Annotated in this window: 24 protein-coding genes; 10 read left to right on the plus strand and 14 right to left on the minus strand. The window is 71.7% G+C overall.

Annotation, left to right across the window (positions count from 1 at the left end; translation table 11 throughout):
- The 4 genes from ABCQ75_RS03730 to ABCQ75_RS03745 are packed head-to-tail and all read left to right on the plus strand — an operon-like array spanning position 1 to position 4,053.
- Positions 1-822 carry an ABC transporter permease gene (locus ABCQ75_RS03730; RefSeq protein WP_345883167.1) on the plus strand — a complete coding sequence of 274 codons (822 nt, stop codon included), beginning with the start codon at positions 1-3 and terminating at the stop codon, positions 820-822.
- Complete coding sequence (locus ABCQ75_RS03735; RefSeq protein WP_345883168.1) at positions 819-1,595, plus strand: ABC transporter permease; 777 nt, start codon at positions 819-821, stop codon at positions 1,593-1,595. Before ABCQ75_RS03730 ends, ABCQ75_RS03735 begins: the two co-directional genes overlap by 4 nt.
- The gene (locus ABCQ75_RS03740) at positions 1,592-2,449 is read left to right on the plus strand and encodes an ABC transporter ATP-binding protein (RefSeq protein WP_345883169.1); all 858 of its coding nucleotides are present in this window, start codon (positions 1,592-1,594) and stop codon (positions 2,447-2,449) included. Before ABCQ75_RS03735 ends, ABCQ75_RS03740 begins: the two co-directional genes overlap by 4 nt.
- A complete protein-coding gene (locus tag ABCQ75_RS03745) occupies positions 2,446-4,053 on the plus strand; it encodes a sulfatase family protein (RefSeq protein WP_345883170.1) in 1,608 nt (535 codons plus the stop codon). Before ABCQ75_RS03740 ends, ABCQ75_RS03745 begins: the two co-directional genes overlap by 4 nt.
- Before the next feature lie 101 nt (positions 4,054-4,154).
- Here ABCQ75_RS03745 and ABCQ75_RS03750 read toward each other — a convergent pair whose 3' ends face one another.
- The 3 genes from ABCQ75_RS03750 to ABCQ75_RS03760 form a co-directional block, all read right to left on the minus strand.
- The gene (locus ABCQ75_RS03750; RefSeq protein ID WP_345883171.1) at positions 4,155-5,054 is read right to left on the minus strand and encodes a MoaF C-terminal domain-containing protein; all 900 of its coding nucleotides are present in this window, start codon (positions 5,052-5,054) and stop codon (positions 4,155-4,157) included.
- A gap of 186 nt (positions 5,055-5,240) precedes the next feature.
- On the minus strand, positions 5,241-6,218 hold the full coding sequence (locus tag ABCQ75_RS03755; protein WP_345883172.1) for an AraC-like ligand-binding domain-containing protein: 978 nt from the start codon (positions 6,216-6,218) through the stop codon (positions 5,241-5,243).
- Positions 6,215-6,859 carry a TetR/AcrR family transcriptional regulator gene (locus ABCQ75_RS03760; RefSeq protein WP_345883173.1) on the minus strand — a complete coding sequence of 215 codons (645 nt, stop codon included), beginning with the start codon at positions 6,857-6,859 and terminating at the stop codon, positions 6,215-6,217. Before ABCQ75_RS03760 ends, ABCQ75_RS03755 begins: the two co-directional genes overlap by 4 nt.
- Positions 6,860-6,959: 100 nt before the next feature.
- Between ABCQ75_RS03760 and ABCQ75_RS03765 the strand changes: the two genes are divergently transcribed.
- The 3 genes from ABCQ75_RS03765 (at position 6,960) to ABCQ75_RS03775 (ending at position 11,547) form a co-directional block, all read left to right on the plus strand.
- A complete protein-coding gene (locus tag ABCQ75_RS03765; protein WP_345883174.1) occupies positions 6,960-8,981 on the plus strand; it encodes a primary-amine oxidase in 2,022 nt (673 codons plus the stop codon).
- 256 nt (positions 8,982-9,237) lie between these two features.
- Positions 9,238-10,704 carry an APC family permease gene (locus tag ABCQ75_RS03770; protein ID WP_345883175.1) on the plus strand — a complete coding sequence of 489 codons (1,467 nt, stop codon included), beginning with the start codon at positions 9,238-9,240 and terminating at the stop codon, positions 10,702-10,704.
- A gap of 222 nt (positions 10,705-10,926) precedes the next feature.
- Entirely contained in the window at positions 10,927-11,547 is a 621-nt protein-coding gene (locus ABCQ75_RS03775) for a DnaJ family domain-containing protein (RefSeq protein ID WP_345883176.1), read from the plus strand.
- Here the strand turns inward: ABCQ75_RS03775 and ABCQ75_RS03780 are convergent.
- The 6 genes from ABCQ75_RS03780 to ABCQ75_RS03805 form a co-directional block, all read right to left on the minus strand.
- Entirely contained in the window at positions 11,541-12,398 is an 858-nt protein-coding gene (locus ABCQ75_RS03780; protein WP_345883177.1) for an HpcH/HpaI aldolase family protein, read from the minus strand. The genes ABCQ75_RS03775 and ABCQ75_RS03780 overlap by 7 nt on opposite strands.
- Positions 12,383-13,183, minus strand: coding sequence for a 2-oxo-hept-4-ene-1,7-dioate hydratase (gene hpaH, locus ABCQ75_RS03785; protein ID WP_345883178.1), 801 nt, complete (start codon positions 13,181-13,183; stop codon positions 12,383-12,385). Before hpaH ends, ABCQ75_RS03780 begins: the two co-directional genes overlap by 16 nt.
- Positions 13,184-13,187: 4 nt before the next feature.
- Positions 13,188-14,306, minus strand: coding sequence for a 3,4-dihydroxyphenylacetate 2,3-dioxygenase (gene hpaD / locus ABCQ75_RS03790; RefSeq protein WP_345883179.1), 1,119 nt, complete (start codon positions 14,304-14,306; stop codon positions 13,188-13,190).
- 38 nt (positions 14,307-14,344) lie between these two features.
- The gene (gene hpaE, locus ABCQ75_RS03795; RefSeq protein ID WP_345883180.1) at positions 14,345-15,898 is read right to left on the minus strand and encodes a 5-carboxymethyl-2-hydroxymuconate semialdehyde dehydrogenase; all 1,554 of its coding nucleotides are present in this window, start codon (positions 15,896-15,898) and stop codon (positions 14,345-14,347) included.
- 81 nt (positions 15,899-15,979) lie between these two features.
- A complete protein-coding gene (locus ABCQ75_RS03800) occupies positions 15,980-16,702 on the minus strand; it encodes a GntR family transcriptional regulator (RefSeq protein ID WP_345883181.1) in 723 nt (240 codons plus the stop codon).
- Positions 16,699-18,240, minus strand: a complete 1,542-nt coding sequence (locus tag ABCQ75_RS03805) for a fumarylacetoacetate hydrolase family protein (RefSeq protein WP_345883182.1) — start codon at positions 18,238-18,240, stop codon at positions 16,699-16,701. Before ABCQ75_RS03805 ends, ABCQ75_RS03800 begins: the two co-directional genes overlap by 4 nt.
- A gap of 135 nt (positions 18,241-18,375) precedes the next feature.
- Here ABCQ75_RS03805 and ABCQ75_RS03810 point away from each other — a divergent pair, with 135 nt between their 5' ends.
- Entirely contained in the window at positions 18,376-19,356 is a 981-nt protein-coding gene (locus ABCQ75_RS03810) for a CapA family protein (protein ID WP_345883183.1), read from the plus strand.
- Positions 19,357-19,488: 132 nt separating this feature from the next.
- Here ABCQ75_RS03810 and ABCQ75_RS03815 read toward each other — a convergent pair whose 3' ends face one another.
- The 5 genes from ABCQ75_RS03815 to ABCQ75_RS03835 form a co-directional block, all read right to left on the minus strand.
- On the minus strand, positions 19,489-20,301 hold the full coding sequence (locus ABCQ75_RS03815; RefSeq protein WP_345883184.1) for an alpha/beta fold hydrolase: 813 nt from the start codon (positions 20,299-20,301) through the stop codon (positions 19,489-19,491).
- Between the two features lie 5 nt (positions 20,302-20,306).
- Positions 20,307-20,636 (minus strand): biotin/lipoyl-containing protein, encoded by a 330-nt coding sequence (locus ABCQ75_RS03820; protein ID WP_345883185.1) that lies wholly within the window; start codon positions 20,634-20,636, stop codon positions 20,307-20,309.
- Positions 20,629-21,750: an alpha-ketoacid dehydrogenase subunit beta gene (locus tag ABCQ75_RS03825; protein ID WP_345883186.1), complete on the minus strand. Its 1,122-nt coding sequence runs from the start codon at positions 21,748-21,750 to the stop codon at positions 20,629-20,631. The genes ABCQ75_RS03820 and ABCQ75_RS03825 overlap by 8 nt, the downstream gene beginning before the upstream one ends.
- Positions 21,743-22,858, minus strand: a complete 1,116-nt coding sequence (locus ABCQ75_RS03830; RefSeq protein WP_427916027.1) for a thiamine pyrophosphate-dependent enzyme — start codon at positions 22,856-22,858, stop codon at positions 21,743-21,745. The genes ABCQ75_RS03825 and ABCQ75_RS03830 overlap by 8 nt, the downstream gene beginning before the upstream one ends.
- Positions 22,859-23,113: 255 nt before the next feature.
- A complete protein-coding gene (locus ABCQ75_RS03835) occupies positions 23,114-24,430 on the minus strand; it encodes an amino acid permease (protein ID WP_345883241.1) in 1,317 nt (438 codons plus the stop codon).
- Positions 24,431-24,802: 372 nt separating this feature from the next.
- On the opposite strand from ABCQ75_RS03835, the gene ABCQ75_RS03840 reads away from it, so the two are divergent.
- Together ABCQ75_RS03840 and ABCQ75_RS03845 are read left to right on the plus strand one after the other, a co-directional pair.
- Positions 24,803-25,273 carry an Lrp/AsnC family transcriptional regulator gene (locus tag ABCQ75_RS03840; RefSeq protein WP_345883187.1) on the plus strand — a complete coding sequence of 157 codons (471 nt, stop codon included), beginning with the start codon at positions 24,803-24,805 and terminating at the stop codon, positions 25,271-25,273.
- Between the two features lie 195 nt (positions 25,274-25,468).
- Entirely contained in the window at positions 25,469-26,209 is a 741-nt protein-coding gene (locus ABCQ75_RS03845; protein ID WP_345883242.1) for an NUDIX hydrolase, read from the plus strand.
- The last annotated feature ends 8 nt before the right edge of the window (positions 26,210-26,217 follow it).

A 26,217-nucleotide genomic window follows, 5' to 3' on the forward strand; every position in this document is an offset into this window, starting at 1 on the left:
ATGACCACAACCCTCGCCCCTCCGCGGGCAGCTGCGCGGGCGTCGGGAGCCGCGTCCGCACTGCGCCGACCGGGCGCCGGCGTCCTCGGCGCCGCCCTCGTGCTCGTCGCCTGGCAGGCCGCGGCGCTCTCAGGCGCCGTCGGATCCGGCCTGCCGACTGCGACGGCCACGGGCGCCGAACTCGCCCGGCTCACCGTCCTGCCGGGCTTCTGGCTCGACATCGCAGCCACCGTCGGGATTGCCATGGCCGGGCTCGCCGCATCGACAGTGATCGGCGTGGCGCTCGGCATCCTCATCGGCAGCTTCGAGCCGTTCCGCGCCGCCACCCTGGCCCTGTTCGAGTTCCTCAAGCCCATCCCGCCGATCGTCGTCCTGCCCCTCATGGTGCTGGTCTTCGGTCCCACCGCGGAGATGGCCATCCTGCTGGTCGTGCTGGGCTGCGCACTGACGATCACCATCCAGTCGACTGCGGGGGTGCACGACACCGATCCGGTGGCCCTGGCCACGGCGCGCTCCTACGGGCTGGGCCGCATCGAGACCCTCCTGCGGATCACGCTGCCCAGCGCCCTGCCGTTCATCGGCATGGCGGTGAGGGTGTCCGCCCCTGCCTCGCTCATCATCGCGGTCGTCGCGGGGCTCCTCGGCGGGGCGCCGGGCATCGGTCTGAGCCTCTACCAGGCGCAGGCGGCGGGCAACTACACCACCCTCTACGCGCTCGTGATCGTGCTCGGCGTCCTCGGCCTCGCGCTGCAGAGTGCCAGCGAGAGGATCGAACGAAGGCTGCTGCACTGGCACCCGTCACACCGGGAGGGAGCGCTGTGAAGCCGGCTGCTGTCAACTGGATCCTGGGGACTGCCACGCCGGTCGCCTGCGCCGTCCTCTGGTGGGCGGGTTCCGCCGAGTCCGCGAACCCCTTCTTCCCTCCCCTCGCGAGCATCCTGGGCCGGTTCGAGGACCTCTGGCTCTTCGACCACTTCGGATCGGACGTCCTCGTGAGCCTGGGCAATCTGGCGGTCGGCTACGTGCTGGCCGTCGTCATCGGGGTCGTGCTCGGATTCCTCTTCGCGACCGTCGCCCCCGTCCGCTGGATGTTCGAGCCCGTCGTGCACTTCGTGCGGGGCATCCCGCCCGTCGCCCTCGTGCCGATCCTCATCACCGTCATCGGATTCGGTGCCGAGATGCGGATCGCGAGCATTGTCCTCGCCGCCCTCTTCCCGACGCTCATCGCGACGATGGACGGCATCCGGAGCGTCGACGGGGTGGTCCGGGACGTCTGTGCCGTGTACCGGCTCGGGCCGATGGAGCGCATGGCAAGGGTCTACCTGCCGAGCGCCGGTCCACGCATCGCCTCCGGCATGCAGGTCAGCCTGCAGATTGCCTTCATCGTCATGATCGCCTCCGAGATGCTCGGATCCTCCCAGGGCATCGGTGCCATGACGCTCCTCGCACAGCAGAGCTTCCTCGCCGCCGACATGTGGGCCGGGATCCTCCTCCTCGGCCTGATCGGCTTCCTCACCAACCTCGTCTTCGACATCGCCAAGAGCCGTGCCCTCGCGTGGTACATAGGCTCCCGTCGCCAGGAGCGCGCCTCATGATCGCCACTTCCGCCCAAGACCCCCACGCCCACGTGGAATCCGCCCGCAGGGGGACCACACGCCCGGAATCCGCCCCCCGTGGGGCCGAACCGCGCCTCGACGTCGCCGGACTCGGCAAGAGCTACGGCTCGGGCGCCACTGCCAAGGAGGTCATCGGGGACCTGACCTTCTCCGTCGAGGCCGGGGAGGTCGTGTGCATCGTCGGGCCCTCGGGCATCGGCAAGACGACCCTCCTGAAGTGCCTCGCCGGCCTCCATCCCGCCTCGAAGGGCGAGATGCGCATCGATGGCCGCACCATCAGCGGCCCACCGCCGGAGATCGCGCTCGTGTTCCAGGACTACAGCCGCTCGCTCATGCCCTGGCTCACAGTGGAGAAGAACCTGCTCCTCCCGCTGCGCCACCTCCGGCTTCCCCGCACCGAGCTCAGGGCCCGCTGCGAGGAGGCACTCGAGGCCGTGGGGCTCACCCACGCGGCCGGACAGTACCCATGGCAGCTCTCCGGCGGGATGCAGCAGCGCGTCGCCATCGCCCGCGCGCTCGCCTACCGGCCGGAGATCCTCATCATGGACGAGCCCTTCGCCTCAGTGGATGCCCAGACCCGTTTCGACCTCGAAGACCTCTGCCTGCGGATCCGCGATGGCTTCGGCATGACGATCCTCGTCGTCACCCACGACATCGACGAGGCCGTCTACCTCGCCGACAGGGTCGTCGTCCTGGGCTCGAGGCCTGCCCGCGTCCTGCAGGTGGTCGACGTGGACCTCCCCTCGCCGCGTGACCAGATCAGCACCCGTGCCCTGCCGGAGTTCGCGGCGCAGCGCACGGAGGTCCTCGCGCTCATCAAGAGGCCGGCATGACGCCGCAAGGGCCCCGGCGCCCCAACGTGCTCCTGATCATCGCGGACCAGCTCCGGGCCGACCACCTCGGGTTCGGCGGCAACGGCATCGTCCGCACGCCGAACCTCGACGCCCTCGCGGCCCGCGGGATGGTCTTCGAGAACGCGACGGTCGCCAACCCGACCTGCATGCCCAACCGCGCCTCGCTGGCCACAGGGCGATGGCCCTCGGCCCACGGGACCCGCTGCAACGGCATCCCCCTTGACCCCGAGTCGAGGACGGTCATGCGCTCGCTGGCGGACTCGGGGTACCGGACCATTGCGGTGGGCAAGCTGCACCACCAGAACATGGGCTGGGAGTTCGAGCCCGAGCAGCGGGAAGAGATCCTCGCGACGGATCCCCTCCTGTTGGACTCCGCGGCCCACGACGCCCGGCCCCGGGGCAGCGGGGCCTGGGACCGATGGGAGGACCGGGAGCGGCACGGAGGACGCTTCGTGCCGCTCCCACCGGACTACTACGGGTACTCGCAGGTCGACCTCGTGGTCGGCCACGGCGACCACCCAGGCGGGCACTACCTGCACTGGGCGCGCGAACGGGGCCTCGACCCCGAGGCCGTGGGCGGCCCCGAGCGCTCCGAGGTGGTCTACGAGGGCTGGGACCAGGTGTACCGGACTGCCGTCCCGGCGGAGCTGCACCCGAGCGCCTACATCGGGGAGAAGGCGGTGGAGCACCTCAAGGACGCCGCGGGACACGATGCCCCCTTCTTCCTCTTCGTCTCCTTCCCGGACCCGCACCACCCGTTCTCTCCGCCCGCGGGCTATGACACGCTGTACGATCCCGCGGACATCCCGCTCCCGCTCGGGTTCGAGCAGGACCACTCCCGTTCGCCCGGGCACATCCGGCACCTCATGGAGCGCCGGGGCGAGCCTGGAAGCGACCCGACCATGACCTGGGCGGCCACCGAGGAGCAGTACCGGCACGCCGCCGCCGCCCAGTATGGGCTCATCACGCTCATGGACGAGCAGATCGGGCGGATCCTCGACGAGCTCGAGGCCCAAGGCCTCGCCGAGGACACCATCGTGGTGTTCACCGCCGACCACGGCGACCTGTTCGGCGACCACGGCCTCATGCTCAAGCACTTCAGCCACTACCGCGCCGTGACCACCGTGCCGCTCGTCGTCGCCCTCCCGGGGGCCGAGGCACAGCAGCGGACCGGCCGGAGCGCCGCGCTGGTCTCGAGCCCCGACCTCGTGCCGACCCTCATGGAGCTCACCGGTGCTGCCCCGTTCCGCGGCATCCAGGGAAGGTCCTTCGTGCCGGTCCTCCGCGGTACGGCGACCGCCCACCGGGACGCCCTGCTCATCGAGGAGGACCAGCCCTTCGGGCTGCCCGGCCTCCCGGGCCCGGTCCGCATGCGCACAGTCGTCACCGTGGAGGGCCGCCTCACCCGCTACTTCGGCGCCGGCGAGACGGAACTGTACGACCATGCCGCGGACCCGGGGGAGCTGCACAACCTCGCCGGCGATCCCGGGCATGCCGGCCTCGAGCGGCGGCTCACCGAGGCTCTCGTCGCGAGCATGGCCGCACTCGCCGACGAGGGCACGGCCCCGACGGCGGCCGCCTAGCCTGCCGCCGAGAAGCCGGTTCCGCAGCGCGCGGGCCACACTGGCCAAGAAGAAGCGGCCGCCCCGATGGACAGGGCGGCCGCTTCACTCCTTTCCGGGCCTCAGGCGTGCTCGGGCCGTGCCGGGTCGTGCTCGGCAGGGTGGACCGTCTGGCTCAGCAGGCGCCCGTGCGCGCCGAACGTGAAGTGCACCTGCTCGCGCGCGGAGGCATCGAGTCCGAAGAGGACCCCGTGAGAGCGCAGCGCCGTGAGGCGCCTGTGGTCGGCCACGGTGACCGATGCGCACGGGATGACCTTCTCGCGCCACGCGAAGACGTAGATCCCGGGACGGACGCAGTACACGGTGCACTCGTCGGTGTCGGCCAGCCCGCGCTCGGGGCCCGCGAGGCACTGCCACGTGTACAGGCCGGGTGAGAGGTACACGTGCTCGTAGGCGTGCTCGCCGCTGTAGACCCACATGACGCGCCGGCCCACGAGGTCGTCCGAGGGGCTCGGGGGCCTGCCCTGGCTCTGGCAGCCGGCGATGGCGGCCGCCTCGAAGCGCTGGGCGACGGCGGTCCTGCCCGGTCCGGCCCCGACGACCGTCGAGGTGACCCGCAGCGCCCATCCGCGCTCGAGGTCGAGGACGAGCGATACCGCCGCTGCTGCGCGGCCAGACGTCTCCTCGGCGTACTGCGCGTACACGAGGCCTTCGGCGACCTCGAACGCCTCGTACGCGCTCCCGCCTGCACACTCAGCACTGCTCCACGACACGCGGCCGGCGGCGAACCGGTAGCGGGATCCGTCCTCGAGGGCGATCGCGCGGCCGTCGAGGACAGGAGAGGGATCGGCCTTGGCACCGTCGAATCCGGGCGCGAGCCCGTCCAGGGGCAGCCAGCTCGAGGGGTCCGAGTAGACGGTCTGACGGCCTGTGCCGGGTTTGACTGTGCCCGGTGGGACTCTGCGCGATGAGGCCGCGTCGGGCCTGACTGCAGGGGCGGGGGTTGCGGTGGGCTGGGACATGGGAATGCTCCTGGTAGCTCCGCGGCGCGTGGCCGAGTGCCTCCAGTCTGCTGTCCGGTGCGAGCCCCAGGCTTGACCGTCAGTGCGAAGGGCTTGATGCACCGCGACGGCCCGGCGACTGCTCGGCGGGCCGGAAGGGGCCAGGGCGAGGAACTGCCCCGGGCTGCAGCGACCTGCCCCCGGCGTTCAGCCGCCCGCCCGGTATGCGGTGGGCGGCTCGCCGTAGGCAGCCCGGAAGATCCTGCTGAAGTGCGCCGAGTCGGTGAACCCCCAGCGCGAGGCGATCGCGGTGACCGGGCGGTCTCCGAGCACGGGATCGCGCAGGTCCCGGCGGCAGCGCTCGAGCCGGCGCCCGCGGATCGATGCGGAGACGGTGGTGCCGTGATCGCGGAAGAGGTCGTGGAGGTGCCGCGTCGAGATGTAGTGCGCCGCGGCGATGGACCCGGGCGAGAGTCCGGTGTCGCCCAGATGCGCCTCGATGAAGTCGTGGATCCGGGCCAGGAGCACTTGGTGTGGGTCACGGGAGACGGCGGAGTGCGCGTCGAGCTCGCCGTTGAAGAGCGTCGTGACAAGGTCGAGCGCATTGTGGACGAGCCTCGTCCCGTTCGGTCCCGCGACCGCTCCGAGGTTCTCGGACAGTCGCACGAGGAATGGCGCGACGAGCGCGCCGAGGCCGTGCTCCCCGCTCATCGCCGTGGCCGTGATCTGGGACATCGCGTCGGGCGGGAGGTCGAGCGCCGCGTGCGGGAACATGAGCACGAGCGAGCGGAAGTCGCCGTCGAACGCGAGCGTGTAGGGCCGGTCCGTCGAGTACACGGCGAGGGTGCCGGGCTCCAGGACGGCCTCCCGCCCGTCCTGGAGCAGCAGCCCGGTGCCCGCGAGCTGGATGCTGAGCTTGAAGTACCTGCGGTCCGCTGCCGCGATGAGCTCGGGAGTTCGCGTGACGGCGTGGCTGCTCGCGGCGACCTCGATCATGCTCAGGTCCTCGTGGCTGATGTGCCTCCCGCGCATCCTCCCCCGGAAGGGGCCGCGGCGGTCCGCCTCGACGGCGAGGGGCACGAACGCCCCGGAGACGGCGCGGCGCCACGAATCGAAGTCGTGGGCGAGAGCCACCTCGAGCCCTTCGTCGCCCTGCGGGACAGGGGCGACTGCGGGGGCGCTCACGCCGCGCCCGCCGCGGACTCTGTGCGGGCCTGCGTGCGGGCGTCTCCGAGGATGCCGTCGAGGAGGCAGTCGAGCTGTTCGACGAGCTGGCCGGGGGAGTGGTGCGCAGGGGAGAGCGTGGCGGTGATCTGCGCGCCGAGGACGAGGTCCATGATCGCCCCCACCCGTACGTCCGGGCCTTCGGCGGCGTGCTCGTCGGGAGAGGCCTGCTCGTGCTCCTCGTCGCGCAGGAATCCGGCCATGGAAGCGCGCCAGAGCTCCATCGAGCGCTCGTGCAGCGCGGCCTTGGCCGGGTCGCGCAGGGCCTTCTGCCAGAACGCGATCGCGACGCGGGCCTCGGCCAGCCTGTCTTCGTCGAGCGGGAGGATCTCGTGGCAGTAGGCGCGGAGTGCGGCCCGGCCGGACAGGCCCGCAGTCGCGGACTCCATCCGCCGGTTCGTCTGGGCGAAGACGTGCTCGAAGGCGAAGTCGAGGAGCCTGTCCTTCGAGGCGAAGTAGGGCTTGAGGGCGCCGTTGGCGAAGCCGGCCTCGGCAGCGATGTCGCGCATCGTCGCGGCGTCCAGGCCCCGCTCGGCGATGACCCGCCACGTCGCGTCGACGAGCTCGAGCCGCCGCTGGTCATGGTCCACGATCTTCGGCATCGCCAACCCTCCGATCTTTTTTCTACAGCCGTTGTGATTCAGCTTACAGAGCGTTATTGTCTACGTCCATAGAAAAAAACCGCCGACCCGGGAGGGCCCGATGACCACCGACACCGCGACGCACCCACACCCCTGCCACGCCTCGCCCGAGGCGCTGTCCACGCCGAGGCGCCAGTACGCCCTCGCGACGCCCGAGGAGATCGCCGCCGTCCGGGGGATCCTCGAGGCTGCCGGGCTGTGGCGCGAGACCACGCGTGTGGCCTACCTCGGCCTCGTCGAACCCGCCCGCGGCTCTGTGCCTGGGGGAGGGCCCGGGGGAGCGGCCGGCGTCGACCGCCGGTTCCGCGCCTTCCTGCACGACGTCGGCGGCGCCCCCCCGCACGACGTGACGGTCTCGGTGACGCGCGGCCAGGTCGACGACGACACCGAGCTGGACACGGCCGTCACCGGCGAGCTCCCCGTCCTCGAGGAGGAGTTCGAGGCGGTCGAGGAGATCCTGGGCGCCGACGCGCGCTGGCTCAAGGCGCTCGCGGACCGGGGCCTCGACCCCGCGACCGTCCGCGTCGCGCCGCTCTCCGCCGGGGTGTTCGAGTACCCCGAGGAGAAGGGCAGGCGCATCCTGCGCGGGCTCGCCTTCGTGCAGGAGCACCCCACGGACAGCCCTTGGGCGCACCCTGTGGACGGGCTCGTGGCCTACATCGACACCGTCAACCGCGCCGTGGACCAGGTCCTGGACTTCGGACCGGTCCCCGTCCCCGCCGAGCACGGCAACTTCACCGACCCCGAGCTCACGGGCCCCGTCCGCACGACCCAGAGGCCCATCGAGATCACCCAGCCCGAGGGGCCCAGCTTCACCGTCACGGGCGGCAACCACGTCGAGTGGGAGCGCTGGAGCCTGGACGTCGGCTTCGACGTGCGCGAGGGGCTCGTGCTGCACAACATCTCCTTCGACGATGCTGCCGCAGGCAGCAGGAACACAGCGGATCCGGGCGGCCGCACCGAGACGCGCCGCCGCCGGATCCTCGACCGCGCGTCGATCGCCGAGATGGTCGTCCCGTACGGCGACCCCTCTCCGGTGCGCTCGTGGCAGAACTACTTCGACACGGGCGAGTACCTCGTGGGCCAGTACGCCAACTCCCTCGAGCTCGGCTGCGACTGCCTCGGCGAGATCACCTACCTGAGCCCCGTCGTCTCGGACGCGTTCGGCAACCCGCGCGAGATCCGCAACGGCATCTGCATGCACGAGGAGGACGCCTCGATCCTCGCGAAGCACTCGGACCTGTGGACCGGGGTCAACTACGTCCGGCGCAACCGCCGCCTGGTCATCAGCTTCTTCACGACGATCGGCAACTACGACTACGGCTTCTACTGGTACCTCTACCTCGACGGCACGATCGAGTTCGAGGCCAAGGCCACGGGCGTCGTCTTCACGAGCGCCCAGCCCGAGGGCGACTACCAGTACTCCTCGGAGATGGCACCGGGACTCGGCGCGCCGTTCCACCAGCACCTCTTCAGCGCGCGCCTGGACTTCGCGCTCGACGGCGGGCCGAACCGGATCGAGGAGGAGGACGCCGTGCGCGTGCCGATCGGCCCGGGCAACGAGCGCGGCAACGCCTTCACCCGCCGGCGCACCCTCGTGGCCCGCGAGTCCGAGGCGGCGCGCGAGAACGACATGGCCGCGGGCCGGAGCTGGATCGTGAGCAACCCGACCTCGCTCAACCGCCTCGGCGAGCCGGTCGGGTACAAGATCCACCCGCAGGGCCACCCCACCCTTTTGGCCGACCCGTCGTCGTCGGTCGCGGCCCGCGCCGCCTTCGCGACCAAGGCGCTCTGGGTGACCCAGTACGACCCGGCCGAGCGCTACCCGACCGGCGACTTCGTCAACCAGCACGCCGGCGGGGCCGGCCTGCCCGCCTACCAGGCCCAGGACCGCGACCTCGACGGCACAGACCTCGTCGTGTGGCACACGTTCGGCCTCACGCACTTCCCACGCCCCGAGGACTGGCCGATCATGCCGGTGGACCACGTGGGCTTCAAGATCCGCCCCGAGGGCTTCTTCGACCGCAGCCCCGTCCTCGACGTCCCGGCGCCCGCCACGGGCGGGGGGCACTGCCACACGTAGCCCCGTCTGGCGGTGCCCGGAGGGCGCACCCGCGCGAAACGCTGCTCCCTGCCGGACAAGCAGCGTTCACTGTGGGACAAGCCACAGCGCCGGCGGCCGGAGCACGATGGTGCTGCGGCCGCCGCACCCCGGCAGGCCGGCAGGCACCGTTCCCCTTCCCCAACCCCGTTCCCCCACCCCGAACGCCCGTTCCCAACCCCCTGGAGGACCCATGGGCACCTCGACGAGCTCCCCCCGGGCGCTGCAGGATCGACCTGTGGCACCATCGCCAGCACGCCGTCTCGGAGTGGCGTCCGTGACCCTCATGATCATCGCCGCCTCGGCGCCCCTCACCGTGCTGGCCGGCGGCGTCACGACGACGTACGCCGTCACCGGCCTGCTCGGCGTGCCGCTCTCGTACCTCGTCCTCGGCGCCATCCTGGCCGTGTTCGCGGTGGGCTATGCCGCGATGAGCCGGCACGTGACCAACGCCGGCGCGTTCTACGCGTACGCCGCCCAGGGCATCTCCCGCCCGGTGGGCGTCGGCGTCGCCCTCGTGGCGCTCACGGCGTACAACCTCATGCAGGTGGGCATCTACGGCGTCTTCGGGTTCACGGTGTCCTCGCTCCTGGCCGAGCGGTTCGGGCTGGACGTCCCGTGGTGGGCGGCGGTGCTCGCATGCATCGCCGTCGTGGCCGTGCTCGGGGTGAACCGGGTGGACCTCTCCGCGAGGGTCCTCGGCATCCTCGTCGCGCTCGAGTTCCTCGTGGTGATCGTCTACGACATCTCGGCGTTCGCGCTCGCCCCCGAGGGCATCCCGGCCGAGCCGCTGTCCCCCTCCAGCCTGTTCGTCCCCGGCGTCGGCGCGGTCCTCTCCTTCGGCGTCGCGGCGTTCATGGGCTTCGAGTCCGCCGCGATCTACGGCGAGGAGGCGCGGAACCCGGCGCGCACCATTCCGCGGGCCACCTTCTGTGCGGTGGGCATCATCGCCGTCTTCTACGCGGTGTCCGCGTGGGCCATGTCCGCCGGGGTGGGGACGTCCCAGCTCGCGGCCGTGGCGGGCGAGCAGGGCCCGGGCCTCGTGTTCTCGTTCCTGGGCGGCCACTTCGGCGTGATCGCCGCGGACATCGCCCAGCTGCTGTTCGTCACGAGCATCTTCGCGGCGCTCGTGAGCTTCCACAACGCCGTGGCCCGCTACGGCTTCTCGCTCGGACGCGAGCGCGTCCTGCCGGCCTGGCTCGAGGCCACGACCCGGCACGGGGCGCCCAAGGCGGGCTCGCTCGTGCAGACCGGGATCGCGGTGGCCGTGACGGCCGGCTTCGCGATCGCGGGCACCGGCTCCGAGCTCGGCCCGCTGTACCCGGTCCTGACGTTGTTCACGTGGCTCACGAACGCCGGTGCCATGGGCCTCGTGCTCCTCATGGCGGTCGTCTCCCTCGCCGTGGTCGGCTTCTTCCGCCGCCGTCCCGAGCTCGCGCCCGGCCCGTGGGCCGCGCGCGTCGCCCCTGCGGTCGGGGCCGTCGCGCTCGCCGTCGTGTTCGCCCTCATCGCCGCCAACTTCGACCTCCTCCTGGGCCTCACCGAGCCGAGCCCGCTCAGCTGGGTCCTCCCGGCGATCGTCGTGGTCCCCGGAGTCCTCGGCATCCTGTGGGCACTCCGCCTGCGCCGCACCGCGCCCGAGGTGTACGCCCGGATCGGCCACGGTCAGGAGGGCGCCGCCCACCGGCTCGGCGAGGAGGCCTGAGGCCCCAGGCTCCCAGCGCACTCCCGGCTCCCAGCGCACTCCCGGCCCCCGGGGCGCTTCCGGCCCCCGGGGCGCTTCCGGCCTCCGTGGCACTTCCCGCGCGCGCCACTGCACACGACGCCGGGCCCCCTCGAGCAGCGAGGCGGGCCCGGCGTCTTGCGCTGTCCCCCAGGGCGCGCGCGGGCGGATTCCGGGGATGCACACTGGGGTAGGGGAGGTGCCATGGCGAAGGACGACGACGAACGGCGCCGCAGGCTCGAGCGCGCGGCCTCGCTGCGGGCCGCCGGGGCGCCGCTGCGCCCGGAGGAGGCCGCGGAGCTCGAACGCGAGGACGAGCTCAACGCCAGGCGCCGGGAGGTGGACCCGGTCCGCCGCGCCGACTACCTCATCCGGGACGCGATGGCCCGCGGCGACTTCGACAACCTCTCCTACGCGGGCAAGCCCATTCCGGGCCTGGAGAACGTGAACGACCCGGACTGGTGGATCAAGGGGCTGATCGAGCGCGAGCAGCTCACGGGGATCGGTCCCGAGGCGCTCGTGCTGCGGACCGAGGACGCCCGGATGGAGGCCACGCTGGACGCCCTCCACACCGAACTGCAGGTCCGCGAGGCGCTCGAGGCGTTCAACCGGCGGGTCATCGAGGCCCGCCGCCAGCTCCTGGGCGGGCCGCCCGTGGTCACGAGGCTGCGCGACGTCGAGGAGGAGGTGCGCGCCTGGCGGGCGCGCCGAGCGGCGCGGGAGGCTGCCGCCGCCGCAGCGGAGGACGACGACGAGGCCGCCGCCCGCGAGGGGCGGCGGCCGTGGTGGCGCCTGGGTGGGAGACGCCGTCGCCGGCGTCAGTAGCTGGCCGGCCGCCCGCCGTCGTCCGCGCCGTCGTCTGCGGAGCGCGGAGGCGCCGTGAAGCGCGACGCGAGCTCCTCGCTGGACCGGGCGAGGATCGCGACGTCCGCGCCCACGAGCACGAAGCGGGCACCGCACTCCAGATAGTGCCGTGCGGTCGCCTCGACGAACGCGTTGACGCCGGCAGGCTTCCCTGCCGCGCGCGCGGCCTCGAGGCAGCGTTCGACGGCGGCGCGCACCTGGGGGTGCTCCTGCTGGCCCAGCAGGCCCATGGACGCGGCGAGGTCGGAGGGGCCGACGAAGATCCCGTCGACGCCGTCGACCGCGAGGATGTCCTCGACGTTCGCCACGGCCTCGGCCGTCTCGATCTGGACCATGAGCGAGATCGTCTCGTCGGCCCGCGCGAGGTAGTCGGGGATCCGGTTCCACCGCGCGGCGCGGGCCAGGGCCGAGCCGACGCCACGCACCCCGTGCGGCGGGTACCGGACGGCGGCGACGGCCGCCCGGGCCTGGTCGGCGTCGTTGACCATGGGGATGAGCAGGTTCTGCGCCCCGAGGTCGAGGTACTGCTTGATGAGCACGGTGTCGTTCCACGGCAGGCGCACGACAGGCAGGACGTCGTAGCCGTGGACCGCCTGCAGCTGGGCGAGGACCGACTCGAGCGAGTTCGGGCTGTGCTCGGCGTCGATGAGCAGCCAGTGCGCCCCCGATCCAGCCATGATCTCGGCAACGAGCGGGCTGCCGGAGCACACCCACAGGCCGATCCGCGGGCCCCCGCCCTCCTCGGGAGCGCGGGCCGCGGCCTCGGCGAGGGAGTGCCGGAAGGTCTTCTCAGGCTCTAGACGAAACGGCATGTCACCGTCCCCAGGTGCCCGTAGTCCGCGTACACCGTGTCCCCCTCGTAGACCCACATGGGCCGCGTGAACGACCCGGCGAGGACGAGGTCCCCTGCGCGCAGCTCCTGCCCGTGCTGGGCGAGCTTGTCGGCGAGCCACGCGACGCCGGACGCCGGGTGGTTGAGGACGCCCGCGGCCACGCCGGTCTCGATGATCTCCTGGTTGCGGTACAGGAGGGAGGAGACCCAGCGGAGGTCGACATCGTGCGGACGCACCGGGCGCCCGCCGACGACCATGGCCCCCATCGCGGCGTTGTCCGAGATGGTGTCCACGATCGTGCGGCCCTCCATCTCGATCCGCGAGTCGAGGATCTCGAGGGCCGGGACCACGTACTCGGTGGCGTCGAGGACGTCGAAGAGCGTGACCCCCCGTCCGGGGAGAGCTTGCCCCTTGAGGTCACGGTTCAGCCGGAACGCGAGCTCCACCTCGATGCGCGGGTGCGTGTAGCGCTTCCACTCGACCGTGGCGCCGTTCTCGAGCACCATGTCGTCGAAGATGACGCCGTAGTCCGGCTCGGTGATGCCCGTCGCCGCCTGCATGGCCTTGGACGTCAGGCCGATCTTGCGCCCGACCACGCGCCGGCCCTGGGCCTCGAGCCGCGAGGCCCAGAGCTTCTGCACGGCGTACGAGTCCTCGATGTCCATGCCCTCATAGCGGTCGTGGAGGAGCGGAACGGGCGTGCGCGTCCGCCCCGCCTCCACGAGCTCGTCGGCGATGGCCGCGATGGTCTGCTCGTCGAGCATGGGGCTAGACCTGGCTTCCGAGCTTGAAGCCCTTGGACGCCTCGCCGTGGTACGAGCCGGACTCGTCCCCGGCGCGGGTGTAGGAGAAGCCGTCGGCGCCGATGGTCACGGCCATCTCGGACTTGTCCTCGCGCTTGAGGACCTCCTGCGGGTTGCCGTCGAGGTCGAGGACGAGCGAGGCCTCGGTGTACCAGCTCGGCACGACCGGGTTGCCCCACCAGTCGCGCCGCTGGTTGTCGTGGACGTCCCACGTGATCGTGGGGTTGTCCGGGTCGCCGGTGTAGTAGTCCTGCGTGTAGATCTCCACGCGGTGGCCGTCCGGGTCGAGGATGTAGAGGTAGAAGGCGTTCGAGACGCCATGGCGGCCGGGGCCGCGCTCGATCCGGTCGGACATGCGCAGGGCGCCCATCTTGTCGCAGATCTGGATGATGTTGTGCTTCTCGTGCGTGGAGAAGGCGATGTGGTGCAGGCGGGGGCCGTCGCCTCCGGTCAGGGCCGTGTCGTGGACCGTGCTCTTGCGGTGCAGCCACGCCGCGTAGGTGGTGCCCTCGGAGTCCTTGATGTCCTCGGAGACCCGGAAGCCGAGGCCCTCGAGGTAGGCGCGGCCGCGCGGGACGTCCGGGGTGACCTGGTTGAAGTGGTCGAGGCGCACGAGCTCGCCGGCGGAGTAGAGGTCGTAGCGCATGTGCAGGCGCTCGACGTGCTCGACGTCGTAGAAGAACTCGTACGGGAAGCCCAGCGGGTCCTCGACGCGCACCGAGTCGCCGATGCCGCGGACGAAGCCGTCCCTGCGGCGCTCCGTGCGGCAGCCGAGCTCCTGGAAGTAGGCCTCCGCCCTGTCGACGTCCTCGGGGGTGCGCACGCGGAACGCGAACGCGGCGGCCGCGGCGACCGGGCCCTTGCGCAGCACGAGGTTGTGGTGGATGAACTCCTCGAAGGAGCGCAGGTAGATCGCCTCGTCGTCCTCATAGGTCACGTGCAGGCCGAGCAGGCCCACGTAGAAGTCGCGGGACTTCTCCAAGTCCGTGACGACGAGGTCGAGGTAGGCGCAGCGGACGATGTCCGGGGCTGGGACGGACGGGGTGGGGACGGACGGGTGGGGGAGCTGGGCGTTGGCGCTCATCGGGATCTCTTCCTCGAGATGGGAGATGGGTGGACGGTCTACTGGTCGTTGGTGGAGGAGGCTGCGACGACGTCGGCGGCCACCGGGGCGGCGCCGAACTTGGGGGTGTGGACATCGCCGAGGGTGATGTGCACGGCCTGCTGGTCGGTGTAGAAGTCGATCGAGCGGTAGCCGCCCTCGTGGCCGAGGCCCGAGGCCTTCACTCCGCCGAACGGCGAGCGCAGGTCGCGGACGTTGTGCGAGTTGAGCCAGACCATGCCGGCCTCGACCGACTGTGCGAAGTTGTGGGCGCGCTTGAGGTCGTTGGTCCAGATGTAGGCGGCGAGGCCGTACTTCGTATTGTTGGCCAGGGAGAGCGCCTCCTCGTCCGAGTCGAACGGGGTGATGGCAACGACCGGGCCGAAGATCTCCTCCTGGAAGATCCGGGCGTCCGGCTTGACGCCAGCGAACACCGTCGGGGCGACATAGGAGCCGTTCTCCTGGCCCTCGGGCAGGTTCTCCGGGCGGCCGCCGCCCGCGAGGAGGCGGCCCTCCTCCTTGCCGATCTCGACGTAGCCCATGACCTTCGCGTAGTGCTCGGGGTGCACGAGGGCGCCGACCTGGGTCTTCGGGTCGTGCGGGTCCCCGACCACGATGTTCTTGGCGCGCGCGGCGTAGCGCTCGGTGAACTCGTCGTAGATGCTCCGCTCGACGAGGATCCGCGAACCGGCGGTGCAGCGCTCGCCGTTGAGGGAGAAGACGCCGAAGAGGGTCGAGTCGATCGCGGCGTCGAGGTCGGCGTCGGCGAAGACGACGGCGGGGGACTTGCCGCCGAGCTCCATCGACATGCCCTTGAGGTGCTCGGCGCAGTTGCGGAAGATCGTCTGGCCCGTCGAGGACTCGCCCGTGAAGGAGATGAGGGGGACGTCCGGGTGCTTCACGAGCGCGTCGCCCGCGGACTCGCCGAAGCCGTTGACGAGGTTGAACACGCCGTCCGGGAGGCCGGCGTCCTTGAAGATCTGCGCCCACAGGGAAGCCGAGAGGGGCGTGAACTCGGCCGGCTTGAGCACCACGGTGCAGCCGGAGGCGATCGAGGGGGCGAGCTTCCAGGACTCGAGCATGAACGGCGTGTTCCACGGCGTGATGAGGCCCGCGACGCCGATCGGCTTGCGGTTGACGTAGTTCAGCTGCGAGCCGGGCACCTTGAGGGCCGTGTCGTGCTGCGCGACGATGAGGTCCGCGAAGAAGCGGAAGTTCTCAGCCGCGCGCTGGGCCTGGCCGCGGGCCTGGGTGATGGGCAGGCCCGTGTCGAAGGTCTCCATCTCGGCGAGGCGGTCCTCCTGCGCGACGACGGCGTCGGCGATCGCGTAGAGGACCTTCGCGCGCTCGCGGGCCTTCATGCGGGGCCATGGTCCGTTGACGAACGCCTCGCGGGCGGCGGCGACCGCGGCGTCGATGTCGGCCTTCTGGCCCGAGGCGGCGGTCGCGTACGGGGTGTTGGTGACCGGGTCGAGGACCTCGAAGGTCTCGCCGCCGATCGAGTCGACGAACTTCCCGCCGATGTAGTGCTGGAGATGGGTCGGAAGGTTCTCCGGGACGAAGTGCTTGGCCATGGGTTCGCTCCTCTGCGCAGCGGTGGTGGTCAGGATGGTGGTCAGGGCATCGGTCGGCTGCGATGATGCCGACGGTGGTGGCTAGAGGGTCGGGAAGCCCGGATTCTCGCCGGTGTGGGCGAGGTAGGCGTCGAGCGTGGCGGACCGGTGGCGCCGGGCGACGAGCTCGACCTCGGAGGTGGGGGCGCCGCGTTCGATCAGGTCCAGGAGCTGCTCGTGCTCCTCGATCGACTGGGCGGCGCGCTCCGGGACGTAGCTGAAGGTGGAGCCCCGCAGGGCCTTGAGGCGGTTCCAGCCGCGGTGGACGAGTTCCAGGATGTGCGGGTTCGGGCAGCGCTCGAACAGCACGGAGTGGAACTCGCGGTTGAGCGCGGTGAACCCCACGGGGTCGAAGTGCAGCGGGTCAGGGTCGAGGAACGCCCGCATCCGCTCGTTCACGGCGCGGGCCGCGGCGATGTCCTCGGCCGTGACGGAGGGCGCGGAGAGGGCGGTGGCCGCGCCCTCGACGAGGCTGAGCGTCTGCATCGTGAACAGGTACTCGGTCGGGTCGATCCCAGCCACGGTGGCCCCCACGTTCTTCTCGAACGTCACGAGCCCCTCGGCCTCGAGCCGCCGCACGGCCTCGCGCACCGGCACCACCGAGACGTCGAGCTTCTCGGCCACCTGGGACAGGACGAGGCGCGCCCCCGGTGCGAGGTCCCCGCTGACGATCTGCTCGTGCAGCCACTCGTAGGCCTGCTCGGACTTGCTCGCGGTACTGGAACCCGGACTGGCCGGAGCACCGGCTGCCGGGGCGGCCGTCATTGCCGGGTCCTGTCCTGCTCGCGCTCGTACCGGGCCCGCCACTCCCGGTTCATCGGGAAGAGGCCGTCCACGGCGTGCCCCTCGGCGACCCGCTCCGCGACCCAGGCCTCCTCGCGCTCCTGGGCGACGGCGTCGTCCGCGACCTCCTCGGCGAGCGCCGCCGGGATGACGACGATCCCGTCCTCGTCTGCCACGATCACATCGCCCGGGACCACCGCGGCGCCGCCGCACGCCACCGTCTCGTCGACCGCCCACGGCACGTGCCTGCGCCCGAGGACCGCCGGGTGGGCCGTGGCACCCCACGCGGGGATGTCCATGCCCGAGACCGGTCCGAAGTCGCGGATCCCGCCGTCGGTGATGACCGCCGCCGCGCCGAGCACCTGCGCGCGGAGGGCGAGGACGTCCCCGAGCGTGCCGGACCCCTTCTCGCCGCGCGCGTCCATGACGAGGATGTCGCCCGGCCGCAGGGAGTCGACCGCGCGCTTCTGCGCGTTGTAGCCGCCCCCGAATTCCTTGAAGAGGTCCTCGCGCGCCGGGATGTAGCGCAGCGTGCGGGCCGTGCCGACGGCCTTGACGCCGGGCTTGGTGGGGATGAGCCCCTCGATGTGGCAGTTCTGCATGCCGCGCCGGCGCAGCTGGACGCTCAGGGTAGCGGTGCCCACGCTCCGGAGCTTCTCCGTGAGCTCCGGGGTGAGAGCGCTCGCCGGCCGCGTGTCCTCGGACGACGGCGTGGCCGCGCCTTCGCCGGGTCTCGCGCCGTCGCGTGCCTCCGCTCCCGGCTGGATCCCCGCCGCCTCGGGAGAGCCCCACGCGTCGATCCGGTCGGCGTCGGTGAGGCGGGGGAGGGCACCGTAGGGGGCGAGCTCGAGGCCGGAGTCGACCACGCGGTTGCTGAGGCGCCCGGTGGTGAGGTGCCCGCCGTCGAGCGTGGCGCCGTCGACCTCCACCTCGACGAGGTCGCCCGGGCGGGCCACCGTGGCGCCCGCCGGGGTGCCCGTGAGGATGATGTCCCCGGGTTCGAGCGTCATGAGGCGGGAGAGGTCCGCCACGAGCTGGGCGAAGGGGAAGAGGAGGGTGGAGGTCGAGTCCTCCTGGGCGGGCTCGCCGTTGATCCACATGCGCACGCGCAGCGCGTGCGGGTCGAGCTCCTGCGCGGGCAGGAGCACCGGCCCGATCGGGGCGATCCCGTCCACGCCCTTCGAGCGGAGGTTGGAGCCCTTGTCCGGCCAGCGGAGGTCCGCGAGCCCGGCGTCGTTCGCCGCGGTGACCGCGCCCACGTGGGCCCAGGCGTCCTCAGGGGACACGTTGCGCGTCCTGGCGCCGATCACGAGGGCGACCTCGCCCTCCACGGTGACCAGCTCCACGCCGTTCGGGCGTCCGAGCTCGGCGCCGTGGAGCGCGAGCGACGTGGCGGGCTTGAGGAAGTAGGACGGTACAGCGGGGGTGCGGCCCCGCTGGGCGGCGCGGCTGGGGTAGTTGAGGTGGACGGCGATGACCTTGCCTGCGGCGTCCAGGTGTTCCTGCGCGAGGTGCTCCACGGAGGCCTCTCCTTCGAGTCGCGGATCGTATACGAAAATCGTATACGACGTCCGGCCGTGGCTCAAGGGGCAGGGTGGCGCGCACCATGGAGGTGGCACGGGAGGTGACAGAACCTGCTCAGCCAGGAGGCGCTCATGAGGATCGGCCTGATGGGGGACGTGATGCTCGGCCGCCTCGTCAACGAGCGGCTGCGCCGCGAGGGCCCGGCGTACGTGTGGGGCGATCTCCTTCCGGTCCTCGCCGGGACGGACGTGCGCTTTGCGAACCTCGAGTGCGTCCTCGCGGACGGGGGCAGCCCGTGGCCGGGCAAGACCTTCCATTTCCGCTCCGACAGCGCGAACGTCGCGTGCCTCGAGGCGGCGGGCGTCACGGTCGTCTCGCTCGCCAACAACCACACCCTCGACTACGGCCTCGACGCCTTCGCCGGCATGCTCCCGCTCCTCGACACCCACGGCATCCTGCACGCCGGGGCCGGCAGGGATTCCGCGGCGGCCCGGGAGCCCGCCGTCGTGCATGCCGGGGGCACCGAGGTGGGCGTGCTGGCCTTCACCGACAACGAGCCCGGGTGGGCGGCCGGCCCCGCATCGCCCGGGGTCTTCCACGTGCCCACCGATCCGTCCGACCCCCGCACCCGCGGCCTCGTCGACCTCGTGCGCCGTGTCCGGGCCGGCGTCGGCTTCCTCCTGGTCTCGGCGCACTGGGGGCCCAACTGGGGCAGGGCGGTGCCGCCGGACCACGTGGCCCTCGCCCATGCGCTCGTCGACGCCGGGGCAGACGCCGTGTTCGGCCACTCCGCCCACATCTTCCGGGGCGTGGAGGTGTACCGGGGCAGGCCGATCGTCTACAGCGCCGGCGACTTCATCGACGACTACGCCGTGGACCCCACGGAGCGCAACGACCAGTCGTTCCTCTTCCTGCTCGACGTGCACGACGGCGCGCCCGCCCTCCTGCGCCTGGTCCCCACGGAGATCGTGGACTTCCAGGCGCGCAGGGCGGGCGCGGAGGCCCCGGCGATCGCGCGGCGCATGCAGCAGCGCTCCGCCGCCCTGGGCACGGAGGCACACTGGCTCGACGAGGAGGGGTGCCTCGAGATCCGCTGCAACGGCCGCGGCTAACGGGAAGGCATTTCGGGTACGGATCTCGACGCGGAAAGGGGCTTCGGGTGCACAGTTGCGGCACCTCGGTGTACCCGGAACGCGCATTCGGCGACGACATCCGTACCCGAAACGAAACGGGTGTGTTCCGTTTCAGCCGGCCAGGAACTCGATCGCCGCGTGCTTGAACGCCCTCGCCGTGACGGCGTTGACGTGGTTGCGGCCGGGGAGGACCACGACCTCGGAACTGCCGAGCAGTTCCTCGAGCGCCTCGAGGGTGTGGAGGCGCTCGTCCTTCTCGCCCGTGACGATGAGCACCGGCTGGTGCGGCACGGCCTCGGCCGGGACGAACGGCTCCTCCTTGACCGCCTCGACGAGGGCCAGGAGTGCGTACATGTCCGAGCCCGGCGAGGCCTGCGCCATCGCGACGAGCCGCGCCGTTGACTCGTCCGCGATCGGGCTGCCGTCCGCGAGGAACCGCTGCGCGGCCGCGAGGTCGAACTCTGCGAGCGGGTCGCTGCTGCTCGGGCCGCCGAGCACGAGCCGCCGCACGAGCGCTGGCTGCGTGGCGGCGAACTCCCACGCGAGGCGGGAACCGAGGGAGTAGCCGATGACGTCCAGGCCGCTCTCGGGGTGGCCCTCCGCGATCGGCCGGGCGCCGGCGTCGGACGCGATCTGCAGGAGGTCAGCCCGGATCCTGCTCGGCGTGTACGAGTCCACGTCCTCCGGGGCTGTGCTGCCCCCGTGGCCGGGCAGGTCCACCGCGACCACGCGCCGGCCGGCCGCGGTCAGGGCCTGGATCCAGCCGCTCTGGCGCCAGTTGAGCTCCACGGAGGAGGCGAACCCGTGCACGAGCAGGACCGGCGGGAGCGCCACAGGCTCCTCGGGCTCCGCGATGACCACGTTGAGCCCGGGGTCCGTGCCCTCGACAGTGTGCGCGCTCGATCCCGCGTGACGCCCGGCCACGGCCATCAGTCCTCGTCCAGGTTCGCGCTCAGCCGGACCCGGCGCTTGGGCGCCGACTCTGCGGGGACGGTGCCGACGATCCCGGCGGTGTCATCCGCGACCTCGAAGACGATGAGGGGCTCGCCGACCTTGATGACCTCGCCCGGGGCGCCGTAGACCTTCTTGACCGTTCCCGCCTGGGGCGAGGGCAGCTCGAGCGCGGACTTCGTCGTCTCGACCTCGACGAGCGGCTGGTTGCGCTCCACGTGGTCGCCTTCGGAGACGAGCCACTCGAGGACGGTGGCCTCGATGAGGCCCTCGCCGAGATCGGGGAGGGGGAAGGGGATCTCAGCCACGCTTGTACTCCAATACTCGCTGGATGCCGAAGAGGATGCGGTCGATGTTCGGGATGTACTCGTCTTCCAGGTCGCCTGAGGGATACGGTACGTCGAACCCGGTGACCCGCTCAACGGGCGCCCGGAGCATTCCGAAGCACGCCTGCGTGATCCGCTGTGCGACCTCCGCGCCGAGGCCCGCCGTGAGCGGCGCCTCGTGGACGACGACGGCGCGGCGCGTCTTCGCGACCGACGCCGCGAGCGTCTCGGTGTCGATCGGCTTGAGCCAGCGCAGGTCCACGACCTCCACGTCGATCCCGTCCTCGGCCGCCAGCTCTGCGACCTGGAGGCAGCGGGCCACCATGGCGCCCCACGCGACAAGAGTGAGGTGCCTGCCCTCGCGGGCGACGCGCGCCCCGCTGGCCTTGCCCGCGTCCGGCGACGCCCCGCCGTCGTGCGCGCTGGTGCGAGCGGGCGCCCCTGCCCCCTGCGCCCTTGCACCGTGCGCCTCCGTGATCACAGTGCCCTTCTGCCAGTAGCGGGACTTGGGCTCCATGAAGATCACCGGGTCGTCGGAGCGGACGGCGGCCTTGAGCAGCGTGTAGCCCTGCTGCGGGTCCGCCGGGCACACCACCTTGAGGCCGGGCACGTGCGCGAACACGGACTCGAGGCTCTCGCCGTGGTGCTCGGGGGCGCGGATGCCGCCGAAGCTCGGCACGCGCAGCGTCACGGGCATCCTGAGGGTGCCGCGCGAGCGGTAGTGCATCCGGCCGAGCTGCGTGACGATCTGGTTCATGGCCGGGTAGGCGAACCCATCGAACTGGACCTCGGGGACCGGGCGGAAGCCGGCCATCGCGAGGCCGATCGACATGCCGAGGATCCCCGACTCTGCCAGTGGCGTGTCGAACACCCGGTCGTCGCCGTGGGCCGCCGCGAGGCCGTTCGTGACGCGGAAGACGCCGCCGAGCGTGCCCACGTCCTCGCCGAACGCGAGCACGTCCGGGTCCTCGGCGAGCAGCTCGGACAGGGCCAGGTTGAGCGCCTGCTGCAGCGACAGCTCACGCGCGGCAGCCGTTGCGGGGCCGGTCTGCCCAGTGGCGCCGGTCTGCCCAGTGGTGGAGAGCACCTCAGGCATGCTCGGACTCCTCTCGCCAGGTGGTCTTCTGTCGCGCGAGCTCGTCGGTGGGCTCGGCGAAGGTGAGGTCGAACATCTCCGCGCCGGGGCGGGGTCCCAGGGCCAGAAGCCCGGCCCGGACGGTCTCAGCGGCGTCGGCGGCCTCGGTGCGGCAGGCCGCGAAGAAGGCATCGTCCGCGGCGCCGGTCCCCACGAGCGCCTCGCGGAGGCGCTCGATCGGGTCGGCGCCCGCATCCTCGCGCTCGTCGTCGAGCGTGCGGTAGCGGCCCGGATCGTCCGCAGTGGAGTGCGGCCCGCGGCGGTAGGTCATGGCCTCGACGATCACGGGGCCGCGGCCGGCGCGCGCGTGCTCGAGCGCCTGGCGCATGGCACGCACGACGGCGACGGCGTCGTTCCCGTCGACGCGCATCGCGGGCATGCCGTACCCGGCACCGCGGGCGGCCACGCTGCCGCCGGCCACCTGGCGCTCGGTGGGGACCGAGATGGCCCAGCCGTTGTTCTGCACGAAGAAGACGACCGGCGCGGCGTAGACGGCCGCGAAGTTCATGGCCTCGTGGACATCGCCCTGGCTCGAGGCGCCATCGCCGAGGTACGCGATGGCAACCCCGAGGCCGCCCTCGGGGGCCTGTCCGGGGACTGCACCCGTCTGGCCTGCCCGGAGCCGCTGGCCGTGGGCCCAGCCGACAGCGTGCAGCACTGAGCCTGCCACCACGGCCTGGATGGGAGCGAACCGGTGCTTGGCCGCATCCCACAGCCCGCCGTGCCAGGTGGCCAGGTGGGTCGACATGTACTCGACCATGTCCACGCCGATGGTCTGGGCCACGCCCAGCTCCCGGTAGGTGGGGAAGAGGAAGTCGCGCTCGCGGTCCACGCCGAACGCCGAGCCCACCTGCGCGGCCTCCTGTCCGAGCTGCGGCGCGTAGGCCGGCAGGATGCCCTGGCGCTGCCACGCGATCGCGGCCTCGTCGAGCGTGCGGACGGCAACCATGAGCCGGTACATCTCGCGCAGTTCGGCGTCCGCGACCGGCTGCGCTGCCGGCAGTTCGGGAACGGGCCGAGCAGGGGACCCAGCGGTGCCCGCACGCCCGAGTGATGTCAGAGTCTGCATCCCTCGACCGTAGGACCGGGTGACAGGCTGTTCAAGGTACTCAGTTTCGAGTGGACAATTTGTCACACCGAGGCAGATTGTGGGCTGAGTCACGGTACATCCTGTCCAGTGCGCCCGAGACCCGCGTTCCGAGCAGCCCCAGCCGGGACCTCCCCGCGCGAGGCATGGCGCGGGGATGCAGAGCGCCCCGGCGCCGGTCCCCCCAGGCGGGGGGAGCGGGGCCGGGGCGCTGCCTGTCGTGTCCTGGGGCGCCGGTCAGGCCTTTGCGGCAACCGCCCGGCGTCGCATCCACGCGCCGGCCGCGATGGCGGCGACGAGCCCGAAGGTGCTCAGGATCTGGGCGCGGCTCTCCGCGCCGGAGAGCCCGACGGCGAAGATCGCGCCGAGGAGCACGATCCCGAAGGAGGTGATCCACGGGAAGCCGGCCATCCGAAGCGGGAGCTCGGTCCCCTCGGCGTCGGCGCGGCGGCGCAGCACGAGCTGGGACACGAGCGCGGATCCCCACACCACCAGGCAGGTCGAGCCCACGAAGTTCAGGAGCATCGGGAGGATCTTCTCCGGGAAGAGGAGCTCCAGCACCGTGGCTGCGAACCCGAAGGCCACCGAGGCGATGACGGCGATCGAGGGGACCTTGGACCCCGTGAGCGTCTTGAGGGCGCGGGGCGCCTCGTTGCGCTCGGCGAGCGAGAAGATCATGCGCGAGGCGCCGTACAGGTTCGCGTTGAGCGCTGAGAGCAGGGCGATGACGGCGACAAGCGTGATCGCGGCGCCGGCCCCGGGCATCCCGGCGGCTTCGAGGACCGCGGCGAACGGGCTCTTGAGGCCCTCGGACGTGTGCGGGAGGACTGCTGCGATGACGAAGATCGAACCGATGTAGAACACGAGGATGCGCCACACCACGGTGCGCACGGCCCGCGCGACGCTGCGCTCCGGGTCGCGGGTCTCGGCGGCCGCGACGGAGACGATCTCGGTGCCGCCGAAGGCGAAGACGACCACGAAGAGGCCCGTGGCCACGCCAGCCATGCCCTGAGGGGCGAAGTCGCCGAACGTTGCGAGGCCGGGCGATGCCACGCCCGGGAGCCAGCCGAACAGCAGCGCGGCGCCGATGATGAGGAACGCGATGATCGCGGCGACCTTGAGGAGCGCGAACCAGAACTCGAACTCTCCGAAGTTCTTCACGCCGGTCAGGTTGATGGCGGTGAAGACGCCCATGAAGACGAGCGCTGCGAGCCAGACCGGCAGGTCAGGGACGAGGGTGGCGAGGAGTCCGGCGGCTCCGAGGGCCTCGGCTGCGATCACCACGACGAGCTGGAGCCACCAGAGCCACCCGACGGTGGCGCCTGCCACGCCGCCGAGGGCCTTGCCGGTGTACACGGAGAACGCGCCGCTGTTCGGGTTCGCAGCGGCCATCTCGCCGAGGGCCCACATCACGATGATGATGAGCGTGCCCGCGACGAGGTAGGAGGCGAGGATGGCGGGGCCAGCGGCCTGGATCCCCGCTCCGGAGCCGAGGAAGAGCCCTGCGCCGATCGCGCTGCCGAGGCCCATCATGGTGAGCTGGCGTGGTGACATCGAGTGCCCGAGCCCCGCGGTCGCCTTCGGCTGCGTGGCGGACGTCCGTGCCGGCGACGTCGCTGTCGTGGGCCCGTCAGTGTGCATAGCTGTCATTTCCGTCTTTCGGATATGCGTGGGGCCGGGCGCGGTGTGTGCGCCTCGAGCCCGAGGACTCCCCGACGATACAGCCTTTCGTCAAGTCATGTGTGGTGGGCATCACGAGGCTAGGCATTGTGAGCAGTCAGGGCGGTGTCCAGCTGGAGTGGCTGGGCATTGTGCGCAGTTTAGGCGGAGGCGCTCGCCAATCTGTAGCATCTCCATCACGGGTGCAGGTGACGTGCGCCACGGCTGCGGGCGGCTCTCGGGGTCGCCGGGGAAAGGGGTGCGCGGATGAAGGTCGATCGGCTGGACGCGAGGATTGTCAGGCTGTTCACGGAGGAGCAGCGCATGTCCGTCCTCGAGGCCTCGCGCCTGCTCAAGGTGGCACGCGCCACCGTGCAGGCGCGACTCGACCGCATGCTCTCGAGCGGCGTCATCGGGCGCTGGGCGCCGCAGCCGGAGCCGCGGGCCTTCGGCTTTCCCGTCGTCGCCTACTGCTCGCTCACCATCCACCAGGACTTCGGCCACGACGTTGTCGCAGAGGCCCTTGCGCGCATCCCCGAGGTGCTCGAGGTCCACACCGTCTCGGGGGACAGCGACCTCATGGCCCGTGTCGCGGCTCGGTCCAATGCGGACCTGCAGAGGGTGCTCGACGCCGTCACGGCCACCAAGGCCGTGGTCCGCTCGTCTTCGGTGATCGTCCTCAACACCCACTTCGAGGGCCGCACGCTTCCTCTGCTCGAGGCCGCCGCCGGGGACTGACCCCCGAAGCCGGCGCTGAGGTCACATTGCCGCAGATTCGCGACAGCGCGTATCATGAGTTCTTGTCAATGTGACATTAACTGTCCCGACCTGACATCAACTGGCCCAATGCCGTCGGCGAGGAGGTGAGGCCCCGTGGTGCTCCCCGGTCTTCCCGCTGTGCCCGGGGCACGCGCTGTCCCCGGGGCGCGCGGCGTGCCGTCCGCACTCTCCCGCGGCGTGGCGAACGTGGCCGAGCGGGCCCAGCTGCCGCCCTCGCTCGCCATCTCCACCGTCATCTTCGCGCTCAGGCCCGGCCATGAGGGCTGCCCCACGCTCTGGATGCCGCTTGTGCGCCGTGTCCGCGAGCCTTTCCGGGGCCAATGGGCGCTCCCCGGCGGACCACTCACCGCGGCCGAGTCGCTCGAGGACGCGGCCCGCCGCAACCTCGCCGAGACCACCGGCCTCGCCCCCGCCTACATCGAGCAGCTCTACGCGTTCGGCGGCCTGCGCCGCGCCCACCGGGACGAGGTGGGCGCGCAGCGGGTCGTGTCCATCGTGTACTGGGCACTCGTCCGTGCCGATGAGACCGCGCTCGCTGGCCAGACCGGGCTCGCCGGCGAGCAGGAGAACGTGGCGTGGCACCCGGCCGACCCTGCCCACGGCGGTCCCGGAACGCTCGCCTTCGACCACCGCGAGATCGTGGACTACGCGCTCTGGCGCCTGCGCAGCAAGATCGAGTACGCCCAGGTCGCCTACCACCTCCTCGGGGAGATGTTCACACTGGCCCAGCTGCGCGAGGTCCACGAGGCCGTCCTGGGCCGCAGCCTGGACCCGGCCAACTTCCGCCGCCAGCTCAAGGGCACCCCCCACCTCGAGGCCACGGACCACTACCTCGAGGGCGGCCGCCACCGGCCCCCGCGCCTCTACCGGTACACGGGCCCCCGCAGCCTCTGATTCCCAGT

This window comes from Sinomonas halotolerans (assembly GCF_039615075.1).
Taxonomy (GTDB): domain Bacteria; phylum Actinomycetota; class Actinomycetes; order Actinomycetales; family Micrococcaceae; genus Sinomonas; species Sinomonas halotolerans.